Below are 23,177 nucleotides of genomic sequence, written 5' to 3' on the forward strand. Positions count from 1 at the left end.
CAAACCGGCAGAAATCCAATATCTGATCGCCTGCCGTTCCGGTCAGTGCGTGAGGGAGACAAAGATGAGCGCAACCCCCGATCACAAGGGTCGCCTGAATCCCGGCGACATTGCGGCGATGAAGGGCAGGGCGCCCATCGTCTGCCTGACCGCCTATACCACCCCGATGGCGCGACTGGTCGATGCGCATTGCGACGTGGCGCTGGTGGGCGACAGCCTGGGAATGGTGTTGCACGGGATGCCCTCGACTCTTGGCGTAACGATGGAGATGATGATTCTGCACGGTCAGGCGGTGGCGCGCGGGTTGACGCGGGCCTGCATGGTGGTGGACATGCCCTTCGGCAGCTACGAAGAGGGGCGCGAACAAGCGTTTCGCAATGCCGCCCGGCTGATGGCGCAGACCGGCTGCCAGGCCGTCAAGCTGGAAGGCGGCCGGCACATGGCCGATACCGTGGCGTTTCTGGTGGCGCGTGGCATCCCGGTGATGGGTCATGTCGGTCTGACGCCGCAATCGGTGAACACCTTGGGGGGCTACAAGGTGCAGGGCCGTGGCGAGGACGCCGCGCGGGTGGCAGAGGATGCCCAGGCCTTGGCCGAGGCGGGTGCCTTTGCCGTGGTGCTGGAAAAGCTGCCAGCGGCCCTGGGCCAACGCATCAGCCGCGACATTGACGTGCCCACCATCGGCATCGGCGCCGGGGTGGATTGCGACGGCCAGGTTCTGGTCGTCGACGACATGCTGGGGCTGTTTTCCGATTTCCGGCCAAAGTTCGTGCGTCGCTATGCCGAGATGGGCCGCGATGCCCAGCAGGCCATCGCCGATTATGCCGCCGACGTGCGCGCCCGCCGCTTTCCCGCGCCCGAACACAGCTTTGCCGAAAGCCAGCCGGCATGACGACACCCATCATCCGCAGCACCGCGCAACTGCGCGCCCTGGTGCGCGACTGGAAATCCGCCGGCCAGACGATCGCGGTCGTGCCGACCATGGGGGCCCTGCACGAAGGTCACCTCAGCCTGGTGCGGGCGGCCCGTCAGGATTGCGACCGGGTCATCGTCACCCTGTTCGTGAACCCGCGCCAGTTCAACAGCCCCGAGGATTACGCCAAATATCCCCGCACCGAACAGGCAGATGCCGCGCTGCTGGGACCGCTGGCGGTCGATGCGCTGTTCGTGCCGGATGGCGACGGCATCTATCCGCCGGGCCATGCCTCCACCGTCAGCGTGACGGGGGTGACCGAACCGCTGGAAGGCGCCCACCGGCCCGGGCATTTCGACGGCGTCGCTACCGTTGTCACCATCCTGTTCAACCTGACCCAGGCCGACCGGGCCTATTTCGGCGAAAAGGACTGGCAGCAGCTGCAACTTGTGCGGCGGCTGGTCAGCGACCTGCACCTGCCGTTGCAGGTGGTGCCCTGCGCCTGCGTGCGCGACGCGGACGGTCTGGCGCTGTCATCGCGCAACCAGCGGCTGTCCGCACAGGGGCGGGCGCTGGCAGCGGCCCTGCCGCAGGCGCTGTTTCGCGCCGCGGATGAAATTGCGGCGGGCGCTGCGGTCGATCAGGCACTGGATGCGGCCCGCGCCCGGATCACCGCTGCCGGCTTGGGGCCGGTCGAGTATCTGGAACTGCGCGATGCCGAAAGCCTGGGTCCGCCGGTGGCAGGCCAGCCGCGCCGTCTGCTGGTCGCGGTCTGGCTGGAGGGCGTGCGTCTGATCGATAATGTTGCGGTCCCGGCGCCGGGTTAGCGGATCGCCTGCGGCGCCGGGTGCAGGATCAGTTCGGCCCGAAATCCCGGATGGGTATTCTGCAACCGCAGTTCACCCTGTGCCGCATCGACGATATCGGCCACCATCGCCAGGCCCAGGCCCTGGCCGTCCCCTTGCGGGTCCAGCGACAGGCCGCGTCGGGTCAGGCGCTGCAAATCGGCCTCGGCCGTGCCGGGGCCGTCATCGGCAATGGCGATGCGGATACGCCCATCCGGCGCGTCCACCGTGACAGTCACGCGGCTGCGGGCGTGGCGCATCGCATTTTCCAGCAGCGCCCCCAACGCTTCGGTCAGATCGCCCGCATCGATGCGCGCGCGCAGCCCCGGCGAGGACTCGACCACCTGCCAGTCGATGGCCGCGCCCTGCGGCGTGCGTTGCAGAACCGCGATCAGCCGCTGCGCCACCGCATGCGGCGGCGCCGAAGGTGCTTGCGGGCCGGTTTGCAGCCGCGCCCGCGCCAGTTCCCGATCGACATGCCGACGCATGACGGCCACGGTATGCTCGACACTTTCGGCCATGTCGGTCTGCCCGCGATCGCGCAGCTGTGCGGCATCGCCCAGCAATGCCTGCAACGGCGTCTTGAAACCATGTGCCAGATTGGCGGCGCGGTCCCGCGCCCGGGTCAATTGCTGATCGCGCGCATCAAGCAGGGAATCGATCTGGCGCGCCAGGGGCACCACCTCTTGCGGCAGGTCCTGGCCCATGCGCGGCCGGGCGCCCCGGCCCAGATCCGAGACCCGCGCACCCACCTGGGCCAGCGGCCGCAAGCCAACCGTAATCTGCGCCCAGCTGGCCAGCAGCATCAATCCGCCCAGCAAGGCCAGATACGGCCACAGATCGCTCAGGAAACGTTCGCGTGCCTGACGCAACTGCTGACGGTCGGTGGCAACCAGAATGCGCAGCGGCAGCGGCTGCTCGCCCTGGCCCAGCAGCAAGGCCTGGTCAAGAACCAGCAGCGCCTCGCCGCCCGGGCCCTGCATGGTCAAGGCTTGCGATTGCCCCGGCGGCGGCGGCGATTGCGCAGGTTGCAGCTCTGCATCCCACAGCGAGCGTGAACGCAGCGTCTGATCGCCCAGCGTCACCTGCCAGTAGCGCCCGGAATAGGGTTGTTCATAGACGGGATCGATCAGGGCATCGGCCAGAATCGGCGCATCCGGCCGGCTTTGCGCCACGCGGGCCGCCAGCGTCAGGGCGCGCGATTGCAGCTCGGCCAGGGCGACGCGCTCGACGTGGCGTTCGAACAGCATGGCCAGGCCAAGGCCCGCGCCTGCCAGCATGGTCACAATGGCCACCGCGGCGACCAGCACCATCCGCCAGCGCAGCGAGTGCCTCATGCCGGGTCCGCCGTGGCGCCGTCCTGCAGGTAATAGCCAAAGCCGCGCCGGGTGGCGATGATACCCGGACCAAGCTTGCGGCGCAGGCGCGTCATCAGCGCCTCGAGCGCATTGGTCTCGCGGGATTCGTCGTCGCCATACAGATGCTCCAGCAGTTCCGAAGGCGCCAGCACCCGGTCCTTGTTGACCAGCAGGCAGGCAACCAACCGAAATTCAAGCGGCGTCAGCGCGACCGGCACGCCTTCGATCGCCACCGTCATGCGGTTCAGATCGACCGTCAGCCGACCCAGGTGCTGCACCCCATTGCTGCGCCCCCCGGCACGGCGCACCAGCGCGCGGGCGCGTGCAACCAGTTCCTCCATGCGAAAGGGCTTGGGCAGGTAGTCGTCGGCGCCGGCCTCGATCCCCTCGACGCGTTCGGTCCAGCCGCCGCGGGCGCTGAGGATCAGCACCGGTGCATCGCAGCCTTCGGCACGCCAGCGTTTCAGCACCGTCAGCCCATCCAGCCGCGGCAGGTTCAGGTCCAGCACGATCAGGTCATAATTTTCGGTGCCGCCGCGAAACCAGGCGGTTTCGCCATCCGCGGCGCGTTCGACCCGAAACCCCGCGGCGACAAGCGCGCGGTCCAGATCGGCGCCGATACGCGGGTCATCCTCAACCAGCAGGACGCGCATCAGCCATCGTCGCCCGAATCGTCGTCATCGCCCCCGCCATCATCGTCATCGTCATCGTCATCGTCGTCATCATCGCCATCCCTGCCGCTGCCGCGACCGCCGTCGTCGCGACCGCCACGACCAACAGCAGTGTCGCCACCCCGGCGGTTGCGATCAAGCGCCAGGATGCGGCCGTTCACCGCATCCACATCAACCTCGATCAGGCGGCCGGCGGGGGTGACCAGATCGACGACATAGACCGGGCGCCCACCGGTGGTGCGCAGCTTGACGCCGATCACCTGCCCGGGCTGGCGCGCCGCCAGACGGTTCAGCGCCTGGGCCAAGGGCAGGATCTGGCCGCGTTCCACCATCCGCCGGGCCTGATCGGAATCGGATCCTTGCGCATGCGCGGGCGCGCCGGCGAGTGCCAAGGCAACCATCAGAAAGAAAAGCGGCTTCATGGATACAACATAGCGCAGCTTCGCTGACAGATCGCTGACAGGCACTGTCAGCACGCCGTCAGCATCGCCGCGTCATAAAGGAAACGCACTGTCGCGATATATCGCGAATCCCCTGACGGCGTTGCGGCGCCACATCGTGAAAGGAACGCAAGATGGTACGCAAGATCGGCACCAAGATCAGCGAAAGCCTTTATGGCACCTCGTCCTCGGACTGGTTGTCGGGCCTGGGCGGCAACGACAGGCTGTTCGGCTATGGCGGCAATGACACCATGTATGGTGGCAACGGGAATGACAGCCTTTATGGCGGGGCCGGGCGCGACGATCTCTATGGCGGCGCGGGGCACGACTATCTGTTCGGCGGGGACGGCGACGACGACCTGGAGGGCGGCGCTGGCAACGACTGGCTTTATGGCGATGCCGGCAATGACGAACTGGACGGCGATGACGGCAGCGACCGGCTGTTCGGTGGCGCTGGCAACGACGACCTTGAGGGTGACGACGGCAATGACGTCCTGAACGGCGGCACCGGCCGCGACACCATCGAAGGCGGCGAGGGCAATGACATCCTGACCGGGGGTGCCGGCGCCGATGTGTTCGAATTCGATGATGACGACGATCGCGACATCATCACCGATTTTCAGAATGGCCTCGACAAGCTCGCTCTGGATGATTTCAGCCGCACCGAGGTGCAGGCGATCATCCGCAGCTCTCAACAGATCGGCGACGATCTGCTGCTGCGGCTTTCGGATGACAGTTCTGTCCTGATCCGGGACATGACCAAGGCACAGCTGGATCTGAGCGATTTCGTGTTCTGATCGGCACGTCACGGCGGCTTGACAGCCTGCGGTCCCGGGCCTAGTGCCCGGGATTGCATCTTCCACGGTCGCGCGTAACGCGGCCAGCCGCGCGGGATCATGACATGACGCTGAACGCTGCCATCCTGGGGGCCTCGGGTTATACCGGGGCAGAACTTGTCCGGATCCTCGCGACCCATCCCGAAATTCGCGTGGCGGCCCTGTCAGCCGATCGCAAGGCCGGCCAGGAATATGCTCAGGTGTTTCCGCATCTGCGCCACCTTGCCCTGCCGCCCCTGCAACGGATGGAGGAGATCGACTTTTCCGGCATCGACCTGGTGTTCTGTGCGCTGCCGCATGGGCTCAGCCAGCCGCTGGTCGGGCAGCTGCCCGAACAGGTCAAGATCGTCGATCTGGGGGCAGATTTCCGGCTGCGCGATCCCGCGGACTACAAGACCTGGTATGGCCTCGACCATGCCGCCCCGGAGCTTCAGCCGCAGGCAGTCTATGGGCTGACCGAATTCTACCGCGACCAGATCCGCAGCGCCCGGCTGGTCGCCGGGACCGGCTGCAATGCGGCGACCGTGCAATTCGCGCTGCGGCCGCTGATCGGATCGGGACTGATCGATATTGACGACATCATCTGCGATCTCAAGAACGGAATTTCCGGCGCCGGCCGTGCGCTGAAGGAAAACATGCTGTTCGCCGAACGCTCGGAGGATGTCGCCGGCTATTCCCAGGGCGGCAAGCACCGGCATCTGGGCGAATTCGATCAGGAATTCTCGCTGCTGGCGGGGCGGCCCGTGCGCATCCAGTTCACGCCGCATCTGGTGCCGGTGAACCGCGGCATCCTGGCATCGTGCTATCTGAAGGGCGACGCGCGGGCGGTGCATGATGCGCTGAGCCATGCCTATGCCGAAGAACCCTTTGTCGTGGTGCTGCCCTTTGGCGAACTGCCGGCGATGGCGCATGTCCAGGGATCGAATTTCTGCCACATCGGCGTCAGCGGCGATCGTATCCCGGGGCGGGCGATGGTGGTCTCGACGCTCGACAACCTCTGCAAGGGGTCATCCGGGCAAGCGGTGCAGAACGCCAATCTGATGCTGGGGCTGGCGGAAACCAGCGGGTTGATGCTGGCGCCGATTTTCCCATGACCGCCTGATCTGCGCCACCCGGCGGAACCGGGACGGATGTCCATGCGTCATGTTCGCAGGGGCGGCGTCTTGCCGTCAGTCACAGGAGGATTTGCGATGAGCAGGATATTTCTATCCCTGGCCGCGGTTTCGGTGCTGGCTCTGACCGCGTGCGGGGACAATGCGACCGAGCGGGCGGCCACGGGGGGCATTGGCGGCGCGGTGATCGCCGGACCGGCAGGTGCAGTCGTGGGCGGAACGCTGGGCGCAGCCACCGCGCGCTAGATGACGGTCGGCCCGGACGGGATCCGGGCCGGCACGCGTGTCGTTCACAAATCAGCTCTTGGCGCGTTCCACATAGGTCAGGTCAGCGGTGTTGATGATGACCTTGGTGCCGACGCCGATATGGGGCGGTACCATGATGCGCACGCCATTATGGGCAACCGCCGGCTTGTAGCTTGACGATGCGGTCTGACCCTTGACCACGGGCTCGGTCTCTACAATCTCGACCGTTACCTTCTGCGGCAACTCGATGGCGATTGCGACGCCATTATGCACCTGCAGGAACACCTTGATACCATCTTCCAGAAAGACCTTGTCGTCCCCGACCACGTCGGGCGAAACGACAACCTGTTCGTAACTTTCCGGCTCCATGAAATGGAAGCCTTCTCCATCCTCATACAGAAAGTCGTATTCACGCTCATCGACATGCGCGCGCTCGACCTGTTCGGTGGTTTTCCAGCGTTCAGATACCTTGGTGCCGTCCGAGATGCGGCGCAGGTCGACCTGGGTGACAGGGGTGCCCTTGCCGGGGTGGAAGTTCTGGGCGGTCAGAACGACATAAAGCTTGCCGTCGATCTCGACAACATTGCCCTTGCGCAGGCTAGAAGCGATGACTTTCAAGGCGGTTCCCTTGTCTGCTTTTCAAATTCCGGGGGGCCGGCTAATCAGATCCGGCAAAGATGAGCTTCCTTACCGTTTTGCGGGCGCTCGCGCCAGTCGCAACCGCAATTTACCGCACAATAATGAGGTATCGATGACCGATCCCATGGCCAGCCCCTGGTGGCAGCGTGAACGACATGCCGAACGCAGGCCCTTGCTGCTGGCGCGCAACCGCATCCAGGCGGCGATCCGCAACTGGTTGAACGATCAGGATTTCGCCGAGGTAGACCCCGCCGCCCTGGCCATCAGCCCGGGCAATGAAACCCATCTGCATGCCTTTGCCACCTGGCGGATCGGCAATGACGGGGAACGGCAGCGGATGTATCTGCACACCAGCCCGGAATTCGCGATGAAGAAGCTGCTGGCTGCCGGCGAGAGCCGCATCTTCGCCTTCAGCCATGTCTGGCGCAACCGCGAGGACGGTCCGCTGCACAGTCCGGAATTCACCATGCTGGAATGGTATCGGTCTGGACAGGATTATGATGTTCTTTTCGAGGATTGTGCGGCATACCTCAGGCTGGCCGCGCAGGCGGCCGGCACCGATGCGCTAAGGTGGCGCGGGGCTGTCTGCGACCCTTTCGCCGCCCCGCAGATCATGACCGTGGCCGAAGCTTTCCAACAGCACGCCGGTATTGATCTGTTGGCCACCTGCGACGGGCAGGAAACCGATGCGGCCGCGCTGCGTGCGCAGGCCGAGGCGCAGGGTATCCGCCTGGCCGATGACGACACCTGGTCAGACATGTTGTCACGCATCCTGGTCGAGCGGGTCGAGCCGCATCTGGGTCACGGCCGGCCGCTGATCCTGGACCGCTATCCCGCGGCCGAGGCAGCGCTGGCCCGGCGCAGCAGCGACGATCCCCGCGTGGCCGAGCGGTTCGAGCTTTATGCCTGCGGCGTCGAACTGGCGAATGGTTTCGGCGAATTGACCGACGCGGCAGAGCAACGTCGCAGATTTCACTCAGAAATGATTGAAAAGGAACGTATTTACGGTGAACGCTACCCGCTGGACGAAGATTTCCTGCAGGCGCTGAATCACATGCCGCCGGCATCGGGTTGCGCGCTGGGGTTCGACCGGCTGGTGATGCTGGCAACGGCAGCGCCACGACTGCAGGAAATTCAGTGGACTCCAATATAATCAATTTATTGATTACGTTTTCTGGATTTTTTCGAGATATTGCCCGTCGAATGGCGCCCGTAACCGCACGTTTTCGTCTTTCGGCACGTCCCGGCCGACGCTAACCTGCCCGAAAACATGCGAACGAGGGCAGGATGCGGAAATCTGTGAAACTGACGGCCAGCCTGCTGGCCATGGCATTGGTGCTGGGGGGATGCACGGGCGGGGTCTATACGCCCGGCGGGGGCGTGGCTCAGCAAAGCCAGGAAATCAAATGGGGACGCAACCAGAACCCGCCGGCCGTCAAGGTGGCCGGGCTGCAGAACTGGATCGCGGGTTTCCGGGCCAATGCACGCGCCCAGGGGATCAGCGATTCGACCCTGGACCTGGCATTCCGCGACGTGACCTATAACCCCGAAGCGATCCGCCGCAGCCAGAACCAGGCCGAGTTCAAGAAATCCTTGTGGGAATACCTGGAAAACGCCGTGTCGGAAAAACGCCAGAACAACGGTCGCGCGGCGCTGGCACAATATGGCGGCGTCCTGTCGCGGATCGAGGCGACCTATGGCGTCGACAAGGAAATCGTGACGGCAGTCTGGGGCATGGAATCGACCTATGGCGAGCGTCGCGGCGACCTGCCGCTGATCGAGGCGCTTTCCAGTCTGGCCTATGAAGGTTATCGTGGCGATTTCTTCCGCAGCCAGCTGATGGCGGCGCTGCGCATCCTGCAATCGGGCGACATTGACCCGGGTCACATGACCGGCAGCTGGGCAGGGGCCATGGGCCACACCCAGTTCATTCCGACCACCTACCTGGCCTATGCGGTGGATTTCACCGGTGACGGCCGGCGCGACATCTGGTCGAATGATCCGTCCGATGCGCTGGCCTCGGCAGCGAATTACCTGGCGAAATCGGGATGGCAGCGCGGCCTGCCGGCGGCGGTCGAGGTCACCTTGCCTGCTGGCTTCAACACCGGTCTGGCCGGCAAGGGCAAGCGGCGCAGCGTGGCCGAATGGCAATCGCTGGGCGTGCGTCAGGCCAGTTCGCGCCCCTTGCCACCGGCCGGAACCTCGACGGAACTGCTGATCCCCGGCGGGCCGACGGGAGCAGCCTTCCTGATTACCCGCAATTTTCACGCCATCCTGCGTTACAACAACGCCGACAGCTATGCGCTGGCGGTGGCCCATCTGGGCGATCGGCTGAAGGGTTATCCGGGGCTGACCAATCCCTGGCCGGCGGATCATCCTGGACTGCGGATCGAACAGCGCAAGGAAATCCAGCGTCTGCTGACCCTGCGCGGTTTCGACACCCAGGGCGTTGATGGCAATATCGGCAGCAATACCATCAATGCAATCCGCGCCTATCAGACTTCGCGCGGATTGCCGGTGACGGGCGAACCGACGCAATTGCTGCTGGAACAGCTACGTCTGGGCTGAAGCATCAGACAAAAACATGCGCGGCCCTCGGCGGCCGCGCATTTTACATAACTCTGGTTATCAAGATTAAGACGTTGACCAACCCGGCTATCGCGGCGCGGTTTTTTGGATTACCCTTTTCCGACAAGCAGTTTGTGACACCATCCTTTTTCGGTCGGTTTTCACCATGCGTCTTGTCGAACGCCCCGCGACCCCACCGCCGGTGCTGGCTCAGCCCGAATTCGTGCGGATGCGACAGGAATGGCTGCAATTCCTGCGGCTGGACCCGCGGCGCCGCATTCAGACCCGGCCCCCGGATCGCCACCTGCCCCCGTCCGAGGCACTGAGCCAGGCCACCGCCGCGGCATTCCAGGACAAATGCGCCTTTTGCGAAGGACACGGCCGGCTGCAACCCTATCGCTTTCGCCCGACCAGCAACGCGATGACGGCCCCGTCCGAGTTCAGCGCGCTGCATTACGGCTGGCTGGCCGATATCTGGCAGAATCTCTACCCCCGCTGCCCGGGTTGCATGCCGACCCGGCCGGAACTTTTCCCGCTGGAGGGGCAACGCCAGCCCATGCCAACCGCGTCGGAATACGATCAGCCGATGATCCTGCAGACCGGCTTATGGCCGGGGCCGATCGACGAACAGCCGATGTTGCTCGACCCCTGCGCCGACGACCCTGTGGCACATCTGCGCGCCGACCCGGATGGCCGGCTGATTCCCCTGACCCCCAGGGCTGAACTGACCATCACCCAGTTTCACCTCAACCGCCCCGATCTTGTGGCCCGGCGCCGTGACTGCGCGGCGCGGCATTTCACCGACCCCGACCGCGCGACGGCGCCTGTCAATCCGGCGCAGGAATTCGCGGGATTTCTCATGCTGCTGTCGCAGGCGCGCCAGACAACCGGGCTGGAGGCGGCCGGCCCCGAAGCCGGTGCGGCCCCGGTGTTGCCGCCACCCTTGGTCGCAGCCACCACGGTGCAGCCGCCGCCCTCGCTGGTCGAAATCTCGATTACCGGCTACAAGGCACTGGAACAGATACGTTTTCGCCTGCCCGAGGTTCAAGCCGATCCCCTGGCGGCGCCGGCCTGTCTGATCCTGGGTGAAAATGCGGCCGGCAAATCCTCGATTCTCGAGGCAGTGACGCTGGCGCTGCTGCCAGAGGATGCCCTGGATGCTCTGGAGTTGAAACCGCAGCAATTGCTGCTGGACGCCGAACTGATGGGCGGCGCGCCACGCGCGCGGCAGGATGCGCAGATCGGCCTGAGGTTTCGCCGCCAGAATGGTCGCAGTTTCTGGCGAAGGCTGACAATCACCGACAAGGGGTTCAAGGCGCGGGGTCCGCTGCCCCATGATTTTAAGGTCTTTGCCTATGGCGCCTATCGCCATTTCCTGACCCAGGTGCATGACTGGACCCCAACCCGACAGATCGTCAGCCTGTTTCGATCCGACAACCTGCTGTCCAATCCCGAAGCCTGGCTGCTGGCGCTGGATCAGCACCGCTTTGACGAGGTGGTGGCGACGCTGCGGCTGATCTTCGGCCCCAGCAACGGCTTCGAGCGGATCGAGCGCGAGGCGGCGCGCTGCCTGGTCATCACCCGCCCGGACGGCGCCGATCATGCGGAATCCGAAACCCGCACACCGCTGTCGGCGGTGTCGTCGGGCTTTCGCACCGTGCTGGCGCTGTGCTGCGACATGATGCGCTGGCTGGTCGAACGCGCCCCGCCCGAGCCTCCGCTGGTCCTGGGGGCCGCCCGCGGCTTGCTGATCGTCGACGAGATCGAGGCGCATATGCACCCGCGCTGGAAGGTCACGATCATGGCAGGGCTGCGCCGCGCCTTTCCGGGCATGACGCTGCTGATCACCACCCATGACCCGCTGTGCGTGCGCGGCATGGCCGATGGCGAGGTTTTCGTGCTGCGGCGCATTCCCGGCGAACAGGCTGACACCGACCTGCCGATAAAGGTCGAGCGTTTGACCGAACTGCCCGATGTCTCGGCGCTGACCATTGAACAGCTGCTGAAATCGGATCTGTTCGCGCTTTACGATACCGACGATCCCCAGGGCGGGGCTGACCTGGCACGGCTGGCCGATGCTCTGGTCGCCCTGCGCGGCGGCGGGGTCGAGGAACTGGCGCGGATACCGCAGGCACAGGATCTGATCGGGCGTTTCCGGGACGAGGTCACCAGTGCCCTGCCCGTGGGCCTCAGCCAGGTGGCCCGGCTGGTGCAGGATGCGGTGGCCGATTTCGTGATCGCACAGCAGCGCCTGCCCGCTGCACGGCGGCAGAAGCTGCACGAACAGACCCGCGCGCGTATCGTCGCATTGCTGGAACAGGCTCTGGTCGTAGGGGACCATGCGTCGCGTTGATCGCAAAGGCGTCGCGCCCCCCAAGGCGCTGACCGGTGACGCCAGCGCCGCTGCCGGCGAAATGCGCAAGGCGGCTGCCTATGTCGCCAAGGCCCGCAGCGATTACGAGGCGGCGCGCCAGGCCGCCGAACAGGCCGGCAAGCCGCGGCCACGCCGGCCGCGCAGCTATGGGTTCAAGGTCTACAAGGACGATGGCACCCGCCGCGCGCTCGAAACCCTGTTTGGCGGCAAATGCGCCTATTGCGAAACCTTTTATGCGTCCCAGGCGCCGGTCGATGTCGAACATTTCCGTCCCAAGGGCGAGGTCGAGGGCGACGAGGAACATTGGGGCTACTGGTGGCTGGCCGCTTCCTGGGACAATCTGCTGCCCTCCTGCATCGACTGCAACCGCCGCCGCTATCAGATCCTGCCGGTGCCACAGACCGCCAGTCTGGATGACTTGCGCCAAAGCGCGCATGAAAACCGCCGCGTGGGCAAGGCCAATGCCTTTCCGGTCGAACCCGGCACCCGCGCATATGGCACCAGCGATGACCCCCAGGCCGAGATCGTGCGCGAACGGCCCTATCTGCTGGATCCCTGCCACGATGATCCCGACGAGCACCTGGAGTTTCTGGTCGACTGGGACCAACCGCTGGGTCTGGTGCTGCCCCGCGCCCGCACCCCCGATCAGCCCGATGCCCTGCCGCTGCGCAACCTTGCCCCGGTGGACGATCCGGCCGCGGTGCCGCCGCATGTCTCTGCGCGCGGGGCGGTCTCGATCCAGGTCTATGGCCTGAACCGGCTGGGGCTGGTGCAGGCGCGCACCGCACTGCTGCGCCAGCTGGAGCTGCGCCGGCTGATGATCCTGGACGTGCTGGCGCTTGGCCAGCGGCTGGCGGACGCGCGCAGCAAGGCCGCGCGCGATGCCGCGCCAGCGGTGTTGCAGCTGGGCGAAAGGATGCTGGCCGAAATCATCGACATGTCGCAACCCGGCGCCCCCTATTCGGCGATGGTGCGGCAGTGGCTGCGGCGGTGGCTGGATGAACTGAAGCCGCCATCAACATGATATTCCCATATTTTCACGCAAAGGATCGATCTGATGAGCAACGATTCCCAAGATGCCCTGCGTGATTCCGGCGCCGCCCACCCGCCACCGCAGCGCCGCTGCGATCTGGTGATGAAGGGCGGGATCACCTCGGGCGTGGTCTATCCGCTGGCGGTGGCGGGTCTTGCGCAGGACTATCGTTTTCAGCGTATCGGCGGCACTTCGGCCGGGGCAATCGCCGCTGTGATCACGGCGGCGGCCGAATATGGTCGCGACAGCGGCGGTTTTCAGAAGCTGGCCGATCTGCGCAACGATCTGGCCGCCCGTCTGCTGGAAAAATTCCAACCCTATCCGCAGCTTGCGCCGCTGTTTCGGGTGCTGTTGGCCGCGCTTGACCCCGATGCCGGCAAATCGCGCAAGCTCATGGGCATCCTGGGCGCGATGCTCCGCAATTACTGGCGGGTTGCGCTGACCTGGGCGCTGCCGGGGCTGATGATCCTGCTCGTGGCCCTGCTGGGGGGTGGCCTCGGTTGGGGGCTGCTGGGCGTGGTGCTGACTGCCCTTGGCGCGCTGGGGGCGGCGGGCTGGCGGCTGCTGGGCCAGATCCGCACCGATCTGCCCCGGCACGATTACGGCATGTGCCCCGGCACCACCCAGCCCGGATATCCGGCCGATTCCGCGCTGTCGGACTGGATCGCGCGGCAGGCCGACCATGTCGCCGGTCTGGCCCCGGGTCAGGGGCCGCTGACCGTCGGCATGCTGCTGGATCGCGGCATCACGCTGAAAACGGTGACCACCGACATCGTCACCCACCGTCCCTATGTGCTGCCGATGTGGAACAACCTGCACGCCTTTGACGAAGCCGAGTTCCGGCGGCTGTTCCCGAAACATGTGGTCGATCACATGATCGCCCACAGCAACCGCGTCGAGCCGGCATGGGGCGATCAGACCGGGCGGCTTTACTATTTCAACCTGCGCGAAATGCCGGTGGTGGTGCTGGCGCGGATGAGCCTGTCGTTTCCCGGCCTGATCCCGGCGGTGCCCTTGTGGCGGCGCGATTTCACCCGCCAGCCGGCGCAGACCCAGCGGGTGCTGTTTTCCGATGGCGGGCTGTCGTCGAACTTTCCGGTGCATTTCTTTGATGCGGTGCTGCCCAACCAGCCGACCTTCGGCATATCCCTTGGTCAGTTCCAGGACGGCCAGGCCGGCGGCGACAGCCGCGTCAGCCTGCCGGTGCAGCCGCAGCAGGGCGGCCTGCTGGCGACGCGCCCGTTTCATGGGCTGGGCGGCTTTCTGATGGCGCTGCTCGACAGTGCCAAGGACTGGCAGGATTCGCTGCAATCGGTGCTGATCGGCTATCGCGAACGCATCGTCACCATCAGTCTGCGCGACAACGAAGGCGGGTTGAACCTGCGCATGCCGCCGGAACTGATCGCGCAACTGTCGGCCTATGGCGCGCAGGCGGGCCAGATACTGCGCACCGATTTCAACCTTGACCGGCATCGCTGGCGGCGCTTTGTCAGCGCCGAGCCGGCGCTGGAGCGCCTGCTGGTCGAATTCGCCGAGCAATGGGACCAGCCGGCGCCGGCCGGCGCGGCCAGCTATCCGGATCTGGTCGCCTCATGCCCGCAGGATCTGGGCTACAAGCTGGACAGCAAGGCGCATTACTTGGTGCTGGGCACGCGGGCAGAGCTGATCGCGGCCCTGGGGCGCAAGCTGCGCGCCGACCCGCTGCCCGCCGGCATCGAACGCCGCCTGCCGCGTCATGGCGCCCGCATGCGCCTGGTCGCGCAGATGGAGGACCGCGCCCCCGAAACGACGGCCGCAGACGGGGATCCCCCCGCCCCCGACCGGCCGCTGGTCTGATCAGGCGGCCTGCGCGGCCAGAAAGCCTTGCAACCTTTCGGTTTCGGGATGGCGCAGCACCCGACGCGGATCGCCCTGTTCGGCGATCACACCCTTGTCCAGGAATACCACGCGATTGGCGACTTCGCGGGCAAAGTTCATTTCATGGGTGACGACGATCATGGTGCGGCCTTCCTCGGCCAGGCTGCGCATGACCCGCAGCACCTCGCCCACCAGTTCGGGGTCCAGCGCGCTGGTGGGCTCGTCGAACAGCATCAGTTCTGGCTCCATCGCCAGGGCGCGGGCAATGGCGACGCGCTGCTGTTCGCCGCCCGACAGAAAGCCCGGATAGGCGTCCTTGCGGTGGGCCACCCCCACCCGCGCCAGGTAGTGATCGGCACGCTCGCCCGCCTCGACCCGCGACAGCCCGTGCACGCGGATCGGACCAAGCATGACGTTTTCGCGCGCGGTCATATGCGCCCACAGATTGAACTGTTGAAACACCATGGTGACGCGCGCGCGCAGCCTGCGCAACAGCGCCGGGTCGGCCACGGTCAGATCGCCGTTGCGATCCTTGCGGCACGGCAGGGCCTGCCCCCCCAGCGCGATCTGGCCGGCGGTCGGATGTTCCAGAAAGTTCAGGCAGCGCAGGAACGTGCTTTTGCCCGATCCCGACGACCCGATCATCGAGATCACATCGCCCTTTTCGGCAACAAGGCTGATGCCGCGCAGCACTTCGCGGGTGCCGAAACTCTTGCGGATGTCGGTGGCTTGCAACATGGCGGTCATGGCGATTTTCCCTCAGGGGCTCAGCAGCGGGCCGTCGCGAAACGGGACGGTTCCGGCAATCTTGCCCAGTCGTTTGCCGACTTCGGCGATGCGGGTGGCGGGGCGTGCATAGAACACACCCGAGGTCGAGGCGGTGACGGCGCAGACCGCGCCGCTTTCCAGATCGGTGATTTCGGCGACCACCTGTCCGGTGCCGACCCATGTGCCCGGGTCGACGCAATAGGACAGCAGGCCGGCGACGGGGGCAATCAGCGCCTCGGACCCCGACAGGGGCGTGGGCTGGCAAGTCGCTTCGGGCACCTCGGTCGTGCCCGCGATCACTCCCAGATGTTGCAGATAGCGAAAGATCGCATCGGCATCCTGAGCGCCAAGCCGGCGCGACACATCGGCGCGACCACGCAGTTCCAGCGTGCAGCTGGCACAGCCATAGGGGATCGGGTGGTCGGGAAAGCGCGCGGCCAGCGCAGCCCAGGGATGGCTCAGCGCCTCGTCAAAGGGGTTGCCGCCCGACACCTCGGCCAGCAGCACGGCCACGCAGCCGGTCAGGGCTGCCAGCGGCTGCATCGCGGGCCAGGCCTGCGGCTGGGTATAAAGATGCAATGCCGCCTCGCCATCGCAATGCAGGTCCAGCACCACATCCGCATCCAGCGCCTGGCCCATCAGGTGATGGCGCAGCACATCGGCCGGACCAACCGGGCGTAGCCCGGAAAGCGCCTGCCGCAATGCCTGTCGGACCAGCGCCGCATTCGCTGCCGCGTCCTGCCCCAGTCGACCTTGCAGGTTTTCGGCGGCGGCCTCGGTCAGGTCGGGATAGTCGCGATTGAAATTTCGCCCGTCGTAAAGGTCGAAGCGCCCGGAATGATCGCCATGCAGCACCTGCCCCAGCCCAAGCGGATTGGCAAAGGGCACCACGGTCACCGCCCCCCGGATCTGACCGGCGGCCTCGGCCTCGGCCAGCCGGTCGGCCAGCAGACGCGCCACCATCATCCCCGGCCCCTCATCGGCATGCAGTCCACCCTGCACATGCACATGCGGCCGCGCACCGGGTTGGCCAAAGGCCAGCGTTGTCACCTGATGACGGCTGCCGGCGCCGCGCCCGTCAAAGCTGAAATTGCGTTCACGCATGCGCGGGCTCCTGTGTGGTTGCAACGGCGGGTGTGGCGCTGGCCCGGGGGTCCAGGTGGCGCAGGTAGTGACGCTCCAGCAACCGGAACAGCCGGGTCAGGATCAGGGTCAGCAACAGATAGAACACGGCGGCCATGCCAAAGCTTTCCGGCAGCACCAGATAATTGGTATAGACGTCGCGGCCGACGCGCAGGATTTCGACAATGGTCACGGTGCTGGCCAGGGCGGTGGCATGCATCAGCTGCACGATCTCGTTACCGTATTGCGGCAGCGCGCGCCGCCAGGCACCCGGCCAGAAAATGTCGCGCAGCACCTGCAGGCGGGTCAGTCCCATGGCCCGGGCAGCCTCGATTTCCCCGGCCGGTGTGGTGCGGATGGCGCCGGCAAAGATTTCGGTGGTGTAACCCGCCGTATTCAGCGTGAATGCAAGCCAGGCACAGAACCAGGGATCGCGCAGCAGCGGCCAAAGCGCGCTTTCGCGGATGGCGGCGAACTGCGGCAAACCGTAATAGATCACGAACAGCTGCACCAGCAACGGCGTGCCGCGGATGACATAGGTAAAGCCGAACACCGGCCAGCGCGCCCAGGGCCGCACCGAAGCCCGCGCCATCGCCAGTGGCACTGCCAGCACAAGGCCGGAAACTGCCGCGGTGACCAGCAGGATCAGTGTCATCTGCATGCCGCGCAAGAAGTCGGGCAGCATCTCGATCACGATCGACCAGTTGATCATCGCACCGCCTCCTGCCGGACGCCTCGGGAAAATCGCCGCTCGACCAGACCCAGCCCCAGGATCGAAACGGTGGTCACCGCCAGATAGATGGCCCCGATCAGCGCGTAGAAGGTAAAGGGTTCGCGCGTCGCCGCCGAGGCCAGCGAGGCGCGATGCACCATGTCATCCAGCCCGATGATCGAGACCAGCGCCGTGGCCTTCAGCATCACCAGCCAGTTGTTGGTAAAGCCGGGAATGGCATGGCGCACCATCTGCGGCAGCAGGATGTCGAACAGCACCTGTCGCCGCTTCAGCCCGCAGGCCAGGCCTGCCTCGATCTGGCCGCGCGGGACCGCCAGGATGGCGCCGCGAAAGGTTTCGGTCAGATAGGCGCCAAAGACAAAGCCCAGCGTCAACGTGCCGGCGACAAAGGCATTGACGTCGATCTGCGGCCAGCCCTGCGCCATGGTCAGGCGGTTCAACAGGATCTGACCACCATAGAACACGATCAGCATCAAGAGCAGATCGGGCAGCGAACGCACGACGGTGGTATAGGTTTCGGCCACTGCGCGCAGCAGTGGCGAATGCGACAGCTTGGCGGTCGCGCCCAGCATCCCGAACAGGCTGGCAATGGCCAGCGACACGCCGGCCACCGACAGGGTGACGCGCAGCCCGTCCAGGATCATGGGCAGATAGCCCTGAAACATGGTCACTCTCCGGCGGGAAGGCCCCGCGGCGGGCACCGCGGGGCAATTAGCGCCTCAGTTGCGGGCGTGTGCCGGGGTGATGTCGAAATCGAAGTAATTCGAGGCCATCTTGGCGTAGCTGCCGTCCTGCATGATTTCGGCCAGCGCCTTGTTGACCTTGCCCGCCAGCTCGGCCTCGCCCTTGCGGATGGCGATGCCCACGCCGCCATCGACGCTGTCGGTCAGGGTGATCGGCTCGCCCACTTGTGCATAGCCCTTGCCCTCGGGTTGCTTCAGGAACGCCTCGGCCGAGACCACCGACGAACCGAAGGCGATGTCGCCGCGCCCGGCCGCCAGTTCCATGTAGACGGCGGGTTCGCGGTCGACCTGCAGCAGCTTGCTGTCGGGATAATTGGCGGCCAGATATTCCGCGCGCGGGCTGTTGCGCAGCACGATGATGGTCTTGCCAGCCAGTTCCTGCGGGCTGTAGCCTGCGAAAGAACCCTCGCGGGCCACGAAACGCGAGGGAACGTCATAATAGGGATCGGAAAAATCGACCACCTCCTTGCGCTTGTCGGTGATGGTCATCGACGCCACGATCATGTCGAACTTGCGTGCATTCAGCGCGGGGATCATCCCGTCCCATTCCTGCTGCACCAGTTCGCACTTGACCGCCATCTTGGCGCAAAGCGCATTGGCGATGTCGATGTCAAAGCCGCTGAGCTTGCCATCGGCCGCAACCTGGCTGAAGGGCGGGTAGTTCCCCTCGACACCGATCTTCACCAGATCCTCGGCCATCACGGCCTGGCCGGCAAGACATGCCGCCACGGCCAGCGAAATCACGCTGAGACGCATCCTTCTCTCTCCTGTTGGGTGGCGCGGGTGTGCGCCGGGTTGTTATGCGTTTTTAATTTTCATAAGTTATAAAAATGAAAATTGACCAGTCAACACAAATTTCGTCTTGGGGGGCCGGCGCAGCGCGCCGCTTTGCCGATTCCCCCCTGGGTCAGCAGGTGGTCGCGCGGCTGCAGCAGGGATCGCGGTCGCAACGCAGCCTGTCCGATTTCATCCTGCGCGATCCGGTATTTGTCGCGACACATGGCATCGAGGATGTGGCGCGTGTTTCGGGCATATCGACCAGCACCATCAGCCGCTATGTGCGCGACCTGCAACTGACAGGCTATGGCGAATTTCGGGCCGGAGTCGCCGAAACCGTGCATGCGCTGATCGCGCCGGTCGCCAAGCTGGAAAGCCGGATGACCGAATCGGCAGCGGCCCAGGCTCCGGCCGAACAGTCGCTGGCGGCGGCACTGCACCAGTTGCAGGGATTGACCGACGGGCAGACGATCGCGGCGCTGCGGGCTGTCGCGGGCCAGTTGCGCGATGCGCGTCAGGTCTGGATCCTGGGTTTTGGCCTGTCCGCGCATCTGGCGGCGATGCTGGCGCTGGGTCTGCAACCCTATCGCGACGGCATCTTCAACGTGGTCGAATTCGGCGGCACCGAGGTCGCCGCCGGAAGGCTGATGTCCTGCGGGCCCGGCGATGTGCTTCTGGCCATCTCTTTCCCGCGCTATTCCAGCGACATCACCGACCTGGCCCGCGCGGGGCAGAGCATGGGCGCCGATCTGGTTGTGCTGACGGATTCCCCGGCATCGCCACTGGCACAGTTGGGCGGTCAACTGTTGCTGGCACCCGCCCAGCACCCTTATCTGTCGTCATCGAGCCTTCCGGGGCTTGCCATGATCGAGGCGCTGCTGTCCGAGTTCCTGTTGTCGGACCCCGCGCATATCGAGCGCGCCGGCCGGCTGGCGGCGCTGCTCTCATCCTATCTGGACCCGGTGCGCGGACCCGCCGGCTAGGCCCCCGGCAGGGTGCCCTCGTCGCGCAGCATCTGCACCATCTGGTCGCGCATCACGAATTTCTGCGGCTTGCCGGTGATGGTCATGGGCAATTCCGGCACGATGCGGAAATGTCGCGGGATCTTGAAATGGGCGATGCGCCCCTGGCAATAGGCGCGCAGGCTTTCGGGATCGGGTTGTTCGCCGCTGCGGGCAACGATCCAGGCACAGACCTCTTCGCCGAAGCGCTGATCGGGAATGCCGAACACCTGAACGTCGCGCACCTGCGGATGGCCGATCAGGAACTCCTCGATCTCGCGGGGATAGATGTTTTCGCCGCCGCGGATGATCATGTCCTTGACGCGCCCGACGATCGAGCAGAAGCCTTGTTCATCCAGCACCCCCAGATCGCCGGTGTGCATCCAGCCATCGCTGATGGCGCCGACGGTGGCCTCGGGATCCTGCCAATAGCCGGCCATGACCGAATAGCCGCGGGTCCAGATTTCCCCCGCCGTGCCGACCGGAACCGTCTGGCCTTGGGCATCGACGATCCGCACCTCAAGGTGGGGATGGATACGGCCCACGGTCTCGCAGCGCTTTTCCGTGGGATCGTCGGCAAAGCTCTGGAAGGATACCGGAGATGTCTCGGTCATGCCGTAACAGATCGTGACCTCGTGCATGTGCATGTCGCGGTTGACCCGCCGCATCACCTCGATCGGGCAAGGCGCGCCGGCCATGATGCCGGTGCGCAGGCTGGACAGGTCGCGGGGGTTCTGGTCCAGTTCCTGCAACATGGCCACGAACATCGTGGGCACGCCGTAAAGCGCGGTGGCCCGTTCGGCCTCGATCGCGGCAAGGGTCTGGGCGGGGTCGAATGCCTCGCCCGGGAAGATCATCGCCGCACCCTTGCTGACCGCGCCCAGCACCCCCATCACCATGCCGAAGCAATGGTAAAGCGGCACCGGAATCACCAGCACATCATCTTGGGTCAGCGCGATGCGGTCGGTGACCAGGCTTCCGTTGTTGACGATGTTGAAATGCGACAGCGTCGCCCCCTTGGGCCGGCCGGTGGTGCCAGAGGTGAACTGGATGTTGATGGGATCGTGCGGCGACAGGCTGTCGGTGATGGCGTCCAGCGCCGCATGGTGTTCTGGCTGCCCCGCCGCCGCCAGCGCGGCAAAGGACAGCATTCCAGGCCCCGGGTCGTCCTGCATCAGAATCACATGCTCCAGATGCGGAAAGCGCGGGGTGGGCCATGCGCCGCCCTGCCCCAGTTCCGGCAGCAGTTCGCGCAGCATGCCGGCATAGTCCGAACTCTTGAACCGGCTGGCGGCGATGATCGCGCGACACCCGACCTTGGCCAGCGCATATTCCAGTTCTGACAGACGATAGGCGGGGTTGATGTTGACCAGAATGGCGCCGATGCGTGCCGTGGCAAATTGCACCAGCAGCCATTCCAGCCGGTTGGGCGACCAGATCCCGACTCGATCGCCCGTGGTGATGCCCAGGGCCAGAAGGCCGGCGGCGATGCGGTCGACCTCGGCCGACAACTGCCGATAGCTCAACCGTTGACCGCTGTCGCAGAATACCGCCGCCAGCCGGTCCCCGTGTGCTGCGACCGTCCGCGCCAGCAGTTGCGGGATCGTCAGTTCCTGCAACGGCGGGTGATCCGCGCCGCGCACATGGGACAGGCCGTCCCGCGGCGCGGTCATGTCGGGTTGCGCATCGCTCATCGCTTCCTCCTGTTCAGGGGTATCGCGGCCTGGTTCAACCGCGTGCGATGTTGATTACCTGGATTTGCGTGTATTCCGTCAAGCCCTCGACCGATTGCTCAACGCCCAGGCCCGAACCCTTGAACCCCGCCATCGGGATGTGCGGCCCGATGTTGAGCTGCTGGTTCACCCAGATCGTGCCCGATTCAATGCGCCCGGCAATCTCGGCCGCCTTGTCCACATCCGCGGAATGCACCGATCCGCCCAGCCCGTAGTCCGAGGCATTGGCCCGCGCAATCACCTCGTCGATGTCGTCAAAGCGGATCACCGGCAGGATCGGGCCGAACTGCTCCTCGTCGACGATCTTGTGGCCATCGGTCACGTCCCGGACAATGGTCGGGGGAATGAAGTAACCCTTGCCTTCGGGCGCGGTTCCGCCGGCGATGATGCGGCCATTGCGACGTGCATCCTCAAGGAAATCCTTGACCTTTTCGTATTGCGCCTTGTTCTGGATGGGTCCGATGGTCGTTCCCTGCTTCAGACCGTCATCGACCACCGCGGCAGCAGCGATTTCGGCCAGAGCATCGCAGAATTCGTCATAGATCGCGTCATGAACATAGGCGCGCTTGACCGCCAGGCAGACCTGACCGGCATTCATGAAAGCGCCGCCATAGATCTTTTCGGCGGTCTTGCGCACATCGACATCGGGCAGAACGATGGCAGGGTCGTTGCCGCCCATTTCCAGCGTCACCCGCTTCATGGTGCTGGCGGCGCTGGCCATGATGCGCTTGCCGGTTTCGGACGAGCCTGTAAAGCCGATCTTGGCAATGCCGGGGTGGTTGGTCATCAGCGGCCCCAGGTCGTTCTGATCGGTCAGGATGTTGACCAACCCCGCCGGCAGGATCCGGGCGCAGATCTCGCCCAGCTTCAAGGCCGCGACCGGCGTGGTGGGCGCGGGCTTCAGCACCAGCGCGTTACCGGCCATCAACGCCGGCCCGATCTTCCAGCATGCCAGCAGCAGCGGAAAGTTCCACGCAATGATTGCCCCGACCACGCCCAACGGCTTGTGCCGGGTTTCGATGCGGAACTGGTCGTCATCCTGAATGACACGATCGGGCAATTCCAGCGTGGCGGTATGGGCCAGATAGCCCTGGCTCCACTGCACCTCACCCATGGCTTCTGGCAGGGGCTTGCCCTGTTCCTGGGTGATGGTGCGGGCCAGATCCTCGGCCTGTTCGCCGATGGCGGCAGCCAGCGCCTCGATCCGCGCGCGGCGCTCGGCCATCGTGGTCTGCGCCCAGTCGCGCTGCGCGCGTGCGGCCGCGGCGACCGCCGCATCCAGATCGGCCGCGGTGGCGTGGGGAACCCGGGCAAAGACCTCTTCTGTGGCCGGGTTCACGACCTCGACCATACGGTCGGCCGAAACCAGTTGCCCGTCAATCAGCATCCTGTAATCCATGATCTTCCT

Annotated in this window: 22 protein-coding genes; 11 read left to right on the forward strand and 11 right to left on the reverse strand. The window is 65.4% G+C overall.

The genetic code is table 11. From position 1 onward, the window contains the following. Positions 1–64: 64 nt before the first annotated feature. Both panB and panC read left to right on the forward strand, forming a co-directional pair. Positions 65–892 carry a 3-methyl-2-oxobutanoate hydroxymethyltransferase gene (gene panB / locus GB880_RS14625; protein WP_154489739.1) on the forward strand — a complete coding sequence of 276 codons (828 nt, stop codon included), beginning with the start codon at positions 65–67 and terminating at the stop codon, positions 890–892. Beyond that, positions 889–1,740: a pantoate--beta-alanine ligase gene (gene panC, locus GB880_RS14630; protein ID WP_154489740.1), complete on the forward strand. Its 852-nt coding sequence runs from the start codon at positions 889–891 to the stop codon at positions 1,738–1,740. The genes panB and panC overlap by 4 nt, the downstream gene beginning before the upstream one ends. On the opposite strand, the gene GB880_RS14635 is transcribed toward panC, so the two are convergent. Genes GB880_RS14635 through GB880_RS14645 form a run of 3 tightly spaced genes read right to left on the reverse strand, consistent with a single transcriptional unit; the run spans position 1,737 to position 4,209 of the window. Continuing rightward, positions 1,737–3,095: a sensor histidine kinase gene (locus GB880_RS14635; protein WP_154489741.1), complete on the reverse strand. Its 1,359-nt coding sequence runs from the start codon at positions 3,093–3,095 to the stop codon at positions 1,737–1,739. The two genes, panC and GB880_RS14635, sit on opposite strands and share 4 nt — an antisense overlap. Beyond that, a complete protein-coding gene (locus GB880_RS14640) occupies positions 3,092–3,769 on the reverse strand; it encodes a response regulator transcription factor (protein WP_154489742.1) in 678 nt (225 codons plus the stop codon). The genes GB880_RS14635 and GB880_RS14640 overlap by 4 nt, the downstream gene beginning before the upstream one ends. Next, on the reverse strand, positions 3,769–4,209 hold the full coding sequence (locus tag GB880_RS14645; protein WP_154489743.1) for a PepSY domain-containing protein: 441 nt from the start codon (positions 4,207–4,209) through the stop codon (positions 3,769–3,771). Before GB880_RS14645 ends, GB880_RS14640 begins: the two co-directional genes overlap by 1 nt. 152 nt (positions 4,210–4,361) lie before the next feature. On the opposite strand from GB880_RS14645, the gene GB880_RS15835 reads away from it, so the two are divergent. The 3 genes from GB880_RS15835 (at position 4,362) to GB880_RS14665 (ending at position 6,421) form a co-directional block, all read left to right on the forward strand. Beyond that, complete coding sequence (locus GB880_RS15835; RefSeq protein WP_154489744.1) at positions 4,362–5,024, forward strand: calcium-binding protein; 663 nt, start codon at positions 4,362–4,364, stop codon at positions 5,022–5,024. A 104-nt stretch (positions 5,025–5,128) separates the two neighbouring features. Beyond that, positions 5,129–6,157: an N-acetyl-gamma-glutamyl-phosphate reductase gene (argC, locus tag GB880_RS14660; protein WP_154489746.1), complete on the forward strand. Its 1,029-nt coding sequence runs from the start codon at positions 5,129–5,131 to the stop codon at positions 6,155–6,157. Between the two features lie 96 nt (positions 6,158–6,253). Then, positions 6,254–6,421: a hypothetical protein gene (locus GB880_RS14665; RefSeq protein ID WP_195840720.1), complete on the forward strand. Its 168-nt coding sequence runs from the start codon at positions 6,254–6,256 to the stop codon at positions 6,419–6,421. A 51-nt stretch (positions 6,422–6,472) separates the two neighbouring features. On the opposite strand, the gene efp is transcribed toward GB880_RS14665, so the two are convergent. Next, positions 6,473–7,039 (reverse strand): elongation factor P, encoded by a 567-nt coding sequence (gene efp / locus GB880_RS14670; RefSeq protein WP_154489748.1) that lies wholly within the window; start codon positions 7,037–7,039, stop codon positions 6,473–6,475. A gap of 133 nt (positions 7,040–7,172) precedes the next feature. Here efp and epmA point away from each other — a divergent pair, with 133 nt between their 5' ends. From epmA to GB880_RS14695, 5 genes are all read left to right on the forward strand, one after another. Next, positions 7,173–8,213, forward strand: coding sequence for an EF-P lysine aminoacylase EpmA (gene epmA / locus GB880_RS14675; RefSeq protein WP_154489750.1), 1,041 nt, complete (start codon positions 7,173–7,175; stop codon positions 8,211–8,213). A 134-nt stretch (positions 8,214–8,347) separates the two neighbouring features. Continuing rightward, the gene (locus tag GB880_RS14680; RefSeq protein WP_154489752.1) at positions 8,348–9,628 is read left to right on the forward strand and encodes a lytic murein transglycosylase; all 1,281 of its coding nucleotides are present in this window, start codon (positions 8,348–8,350) and stop codon (positions 9,626–9,628) included. A gap of 166 nt (positions 9,629–9,794) precedes the next feature. Continuing rightward, complete coding sequence (locus GB880_RS14685) at positions 9,795–11,981, forward strand: AAA family ATPase (RefSeq protein WP_154489754.1); 2,187 nt, start codon at positions 9,795–9,797, stop codon at positions 11,979–11,981. Beyond that, positions 11,968–13,026: an endonuclease gene (locus GB880_RS14690; RefSeq protein WP_154489756.1), complete on the forward strand. Its 1,059-nt coding sequence runs from the start codon at positions 11,968–11,970 to the stop codon at positions 13,024–13,026. The genes GB880_RS14685 and GB880_RS14690 overlap by 14 nt, the downstream gene beginning before the upstream one ends. 33 nt (positions 13,027–13,059) lie before the next feature. Next, positions 13,060–14,871 (forward strand): patatin-like phospholipase family protein, encoded by a 1,812-nt coding sequence (locus GB880_RS14695; RefSeq protein ID WP_154489758.1) that lies wholly within the window; start codon positions 13,060–13,062, stop codon positions 14,869–14,871. On the opposite strand, the gene GB880_RS14700 is transcribed toward GB880_RS14695, so the two are convergent. From GB880_RS14700 to GB880_RS14720, 5 genes are read right to left on the reverse strand one after another with little or no spacing between them, the layout of a single operon-like run. Then, on the reverse strand, positions 14,872–15,639 hold the full coding sequence (locus GB880_RS14700) for an ABC transporter ATP-binding protein (protein ID WP_327077762.1): 768 nt from the start codon (positions 15,637–15,639) through the stop codon (positions 14,872–14,874). A 12-nt stretch (positions 15,640–15,651) separates the two neighbouring features. After that, positions 15,652–16,764 carry a succinylglutamate desuccinylase/aspartoacylase family protein gene (locus GB880_RS14705; RefSeq protein WP_154489760.1) on the reverse strand — a complete coding sequence of 371 codons (1,113 nt, stop codon included), beginning with the start codon at positions 16,762–16,764 and terminating at the stop codon, positions 15,652–15,654. Continuing rightward, positions 16,757–17,494: an ABC transporter permease gene (locus GB880_RS14710; RefSeq protein ID WP_154489762.1), complete on the reverse strand. Its 738-nt coding sequence runs from the start codon at positions 17,492–17,494 to the stop codon at positions 16,757–16,759. Before GB880_RS14710 ends, GB880_RS14705 begins: the two co-directional genes overlap by 8 nt. After that, entirely contained in the window at positions 17,491–18,180 is a 690-nt protein-coding gene (locus GB880_RS14715; RefSeq protein ID WP_154489764.1) for an ABC transporter permease, read from the reverse strand. Before GB880_RS14715 ends, GB880_RS14710 begins: the two co-directional genes overlap by 4 nt. Positions 18,181–18,234: 54 nt before the next feature. Further along, positions 18,235–19,014, reverse strand: a complete 780-nt coding sequence (locus GB880_RS14720) for a transporter substrate-binding domain-containing protein (protein ID WP_154489766.1) — start codon at positions 19,012–19,014, stop codon at positions 18,235–18,237. 74 nt (positions 19,015–19,088) lie between these two features. Here GB880_RS14720 and GB880_RS14725 point away from each other — a divergent pair, with 74 nt between their 5' ends. Beyond that, positions 19,089–20,018 (forward strand): MurR/RpiR family transcriptional regulator, encoded by a 930-nt coding sequence (locus GB880_RS14725; RefSeq protein ID WP_154550470.1) that lies wholly within the window; start codon positions 19,089–19,091, stop codon positions 20,016–20,018. Here GB880_RS14725 and GB880_RS14730 read toward each other — a convergent pair. Next, positions 20,015–21,730: an AMP-binding protein gene (locus tag GB880_RS14730; RefSeq protein WP_154489772.1), complete on the reverse strand. Its 1,716-nt coding sequence runs from the start codon at positions 21,728–21,730 to the stop codon at positions 20,015–20,017. The genes GB880_RS14725 and GB880_RS14730 overlap by 4 nt on opposite strands. A gap of 34 nt (positions 21,731–21,764) precedes the next feature. Then, entirely contained in the window at positions 21,765–23,168 is a 1,404-nt protein-coding gene (locus tag GB880_RS14735) for an aldehyde dehydrogenase family protein (protein WP_154489774.1), read from the reverse strand. Positions 23,169–23,177: the final 9 nt, after the last annotated feature.

Origin of the sequence: Paracoccus sp. SMMA_5_TC, assembly GCF_009696685.2 — a bacterium.
GTDB lineage: Bacteria > Pseudomonadota > Alphaproteobacteria > Rhodobacterales > Rhodobacteraceae > Paracoccus.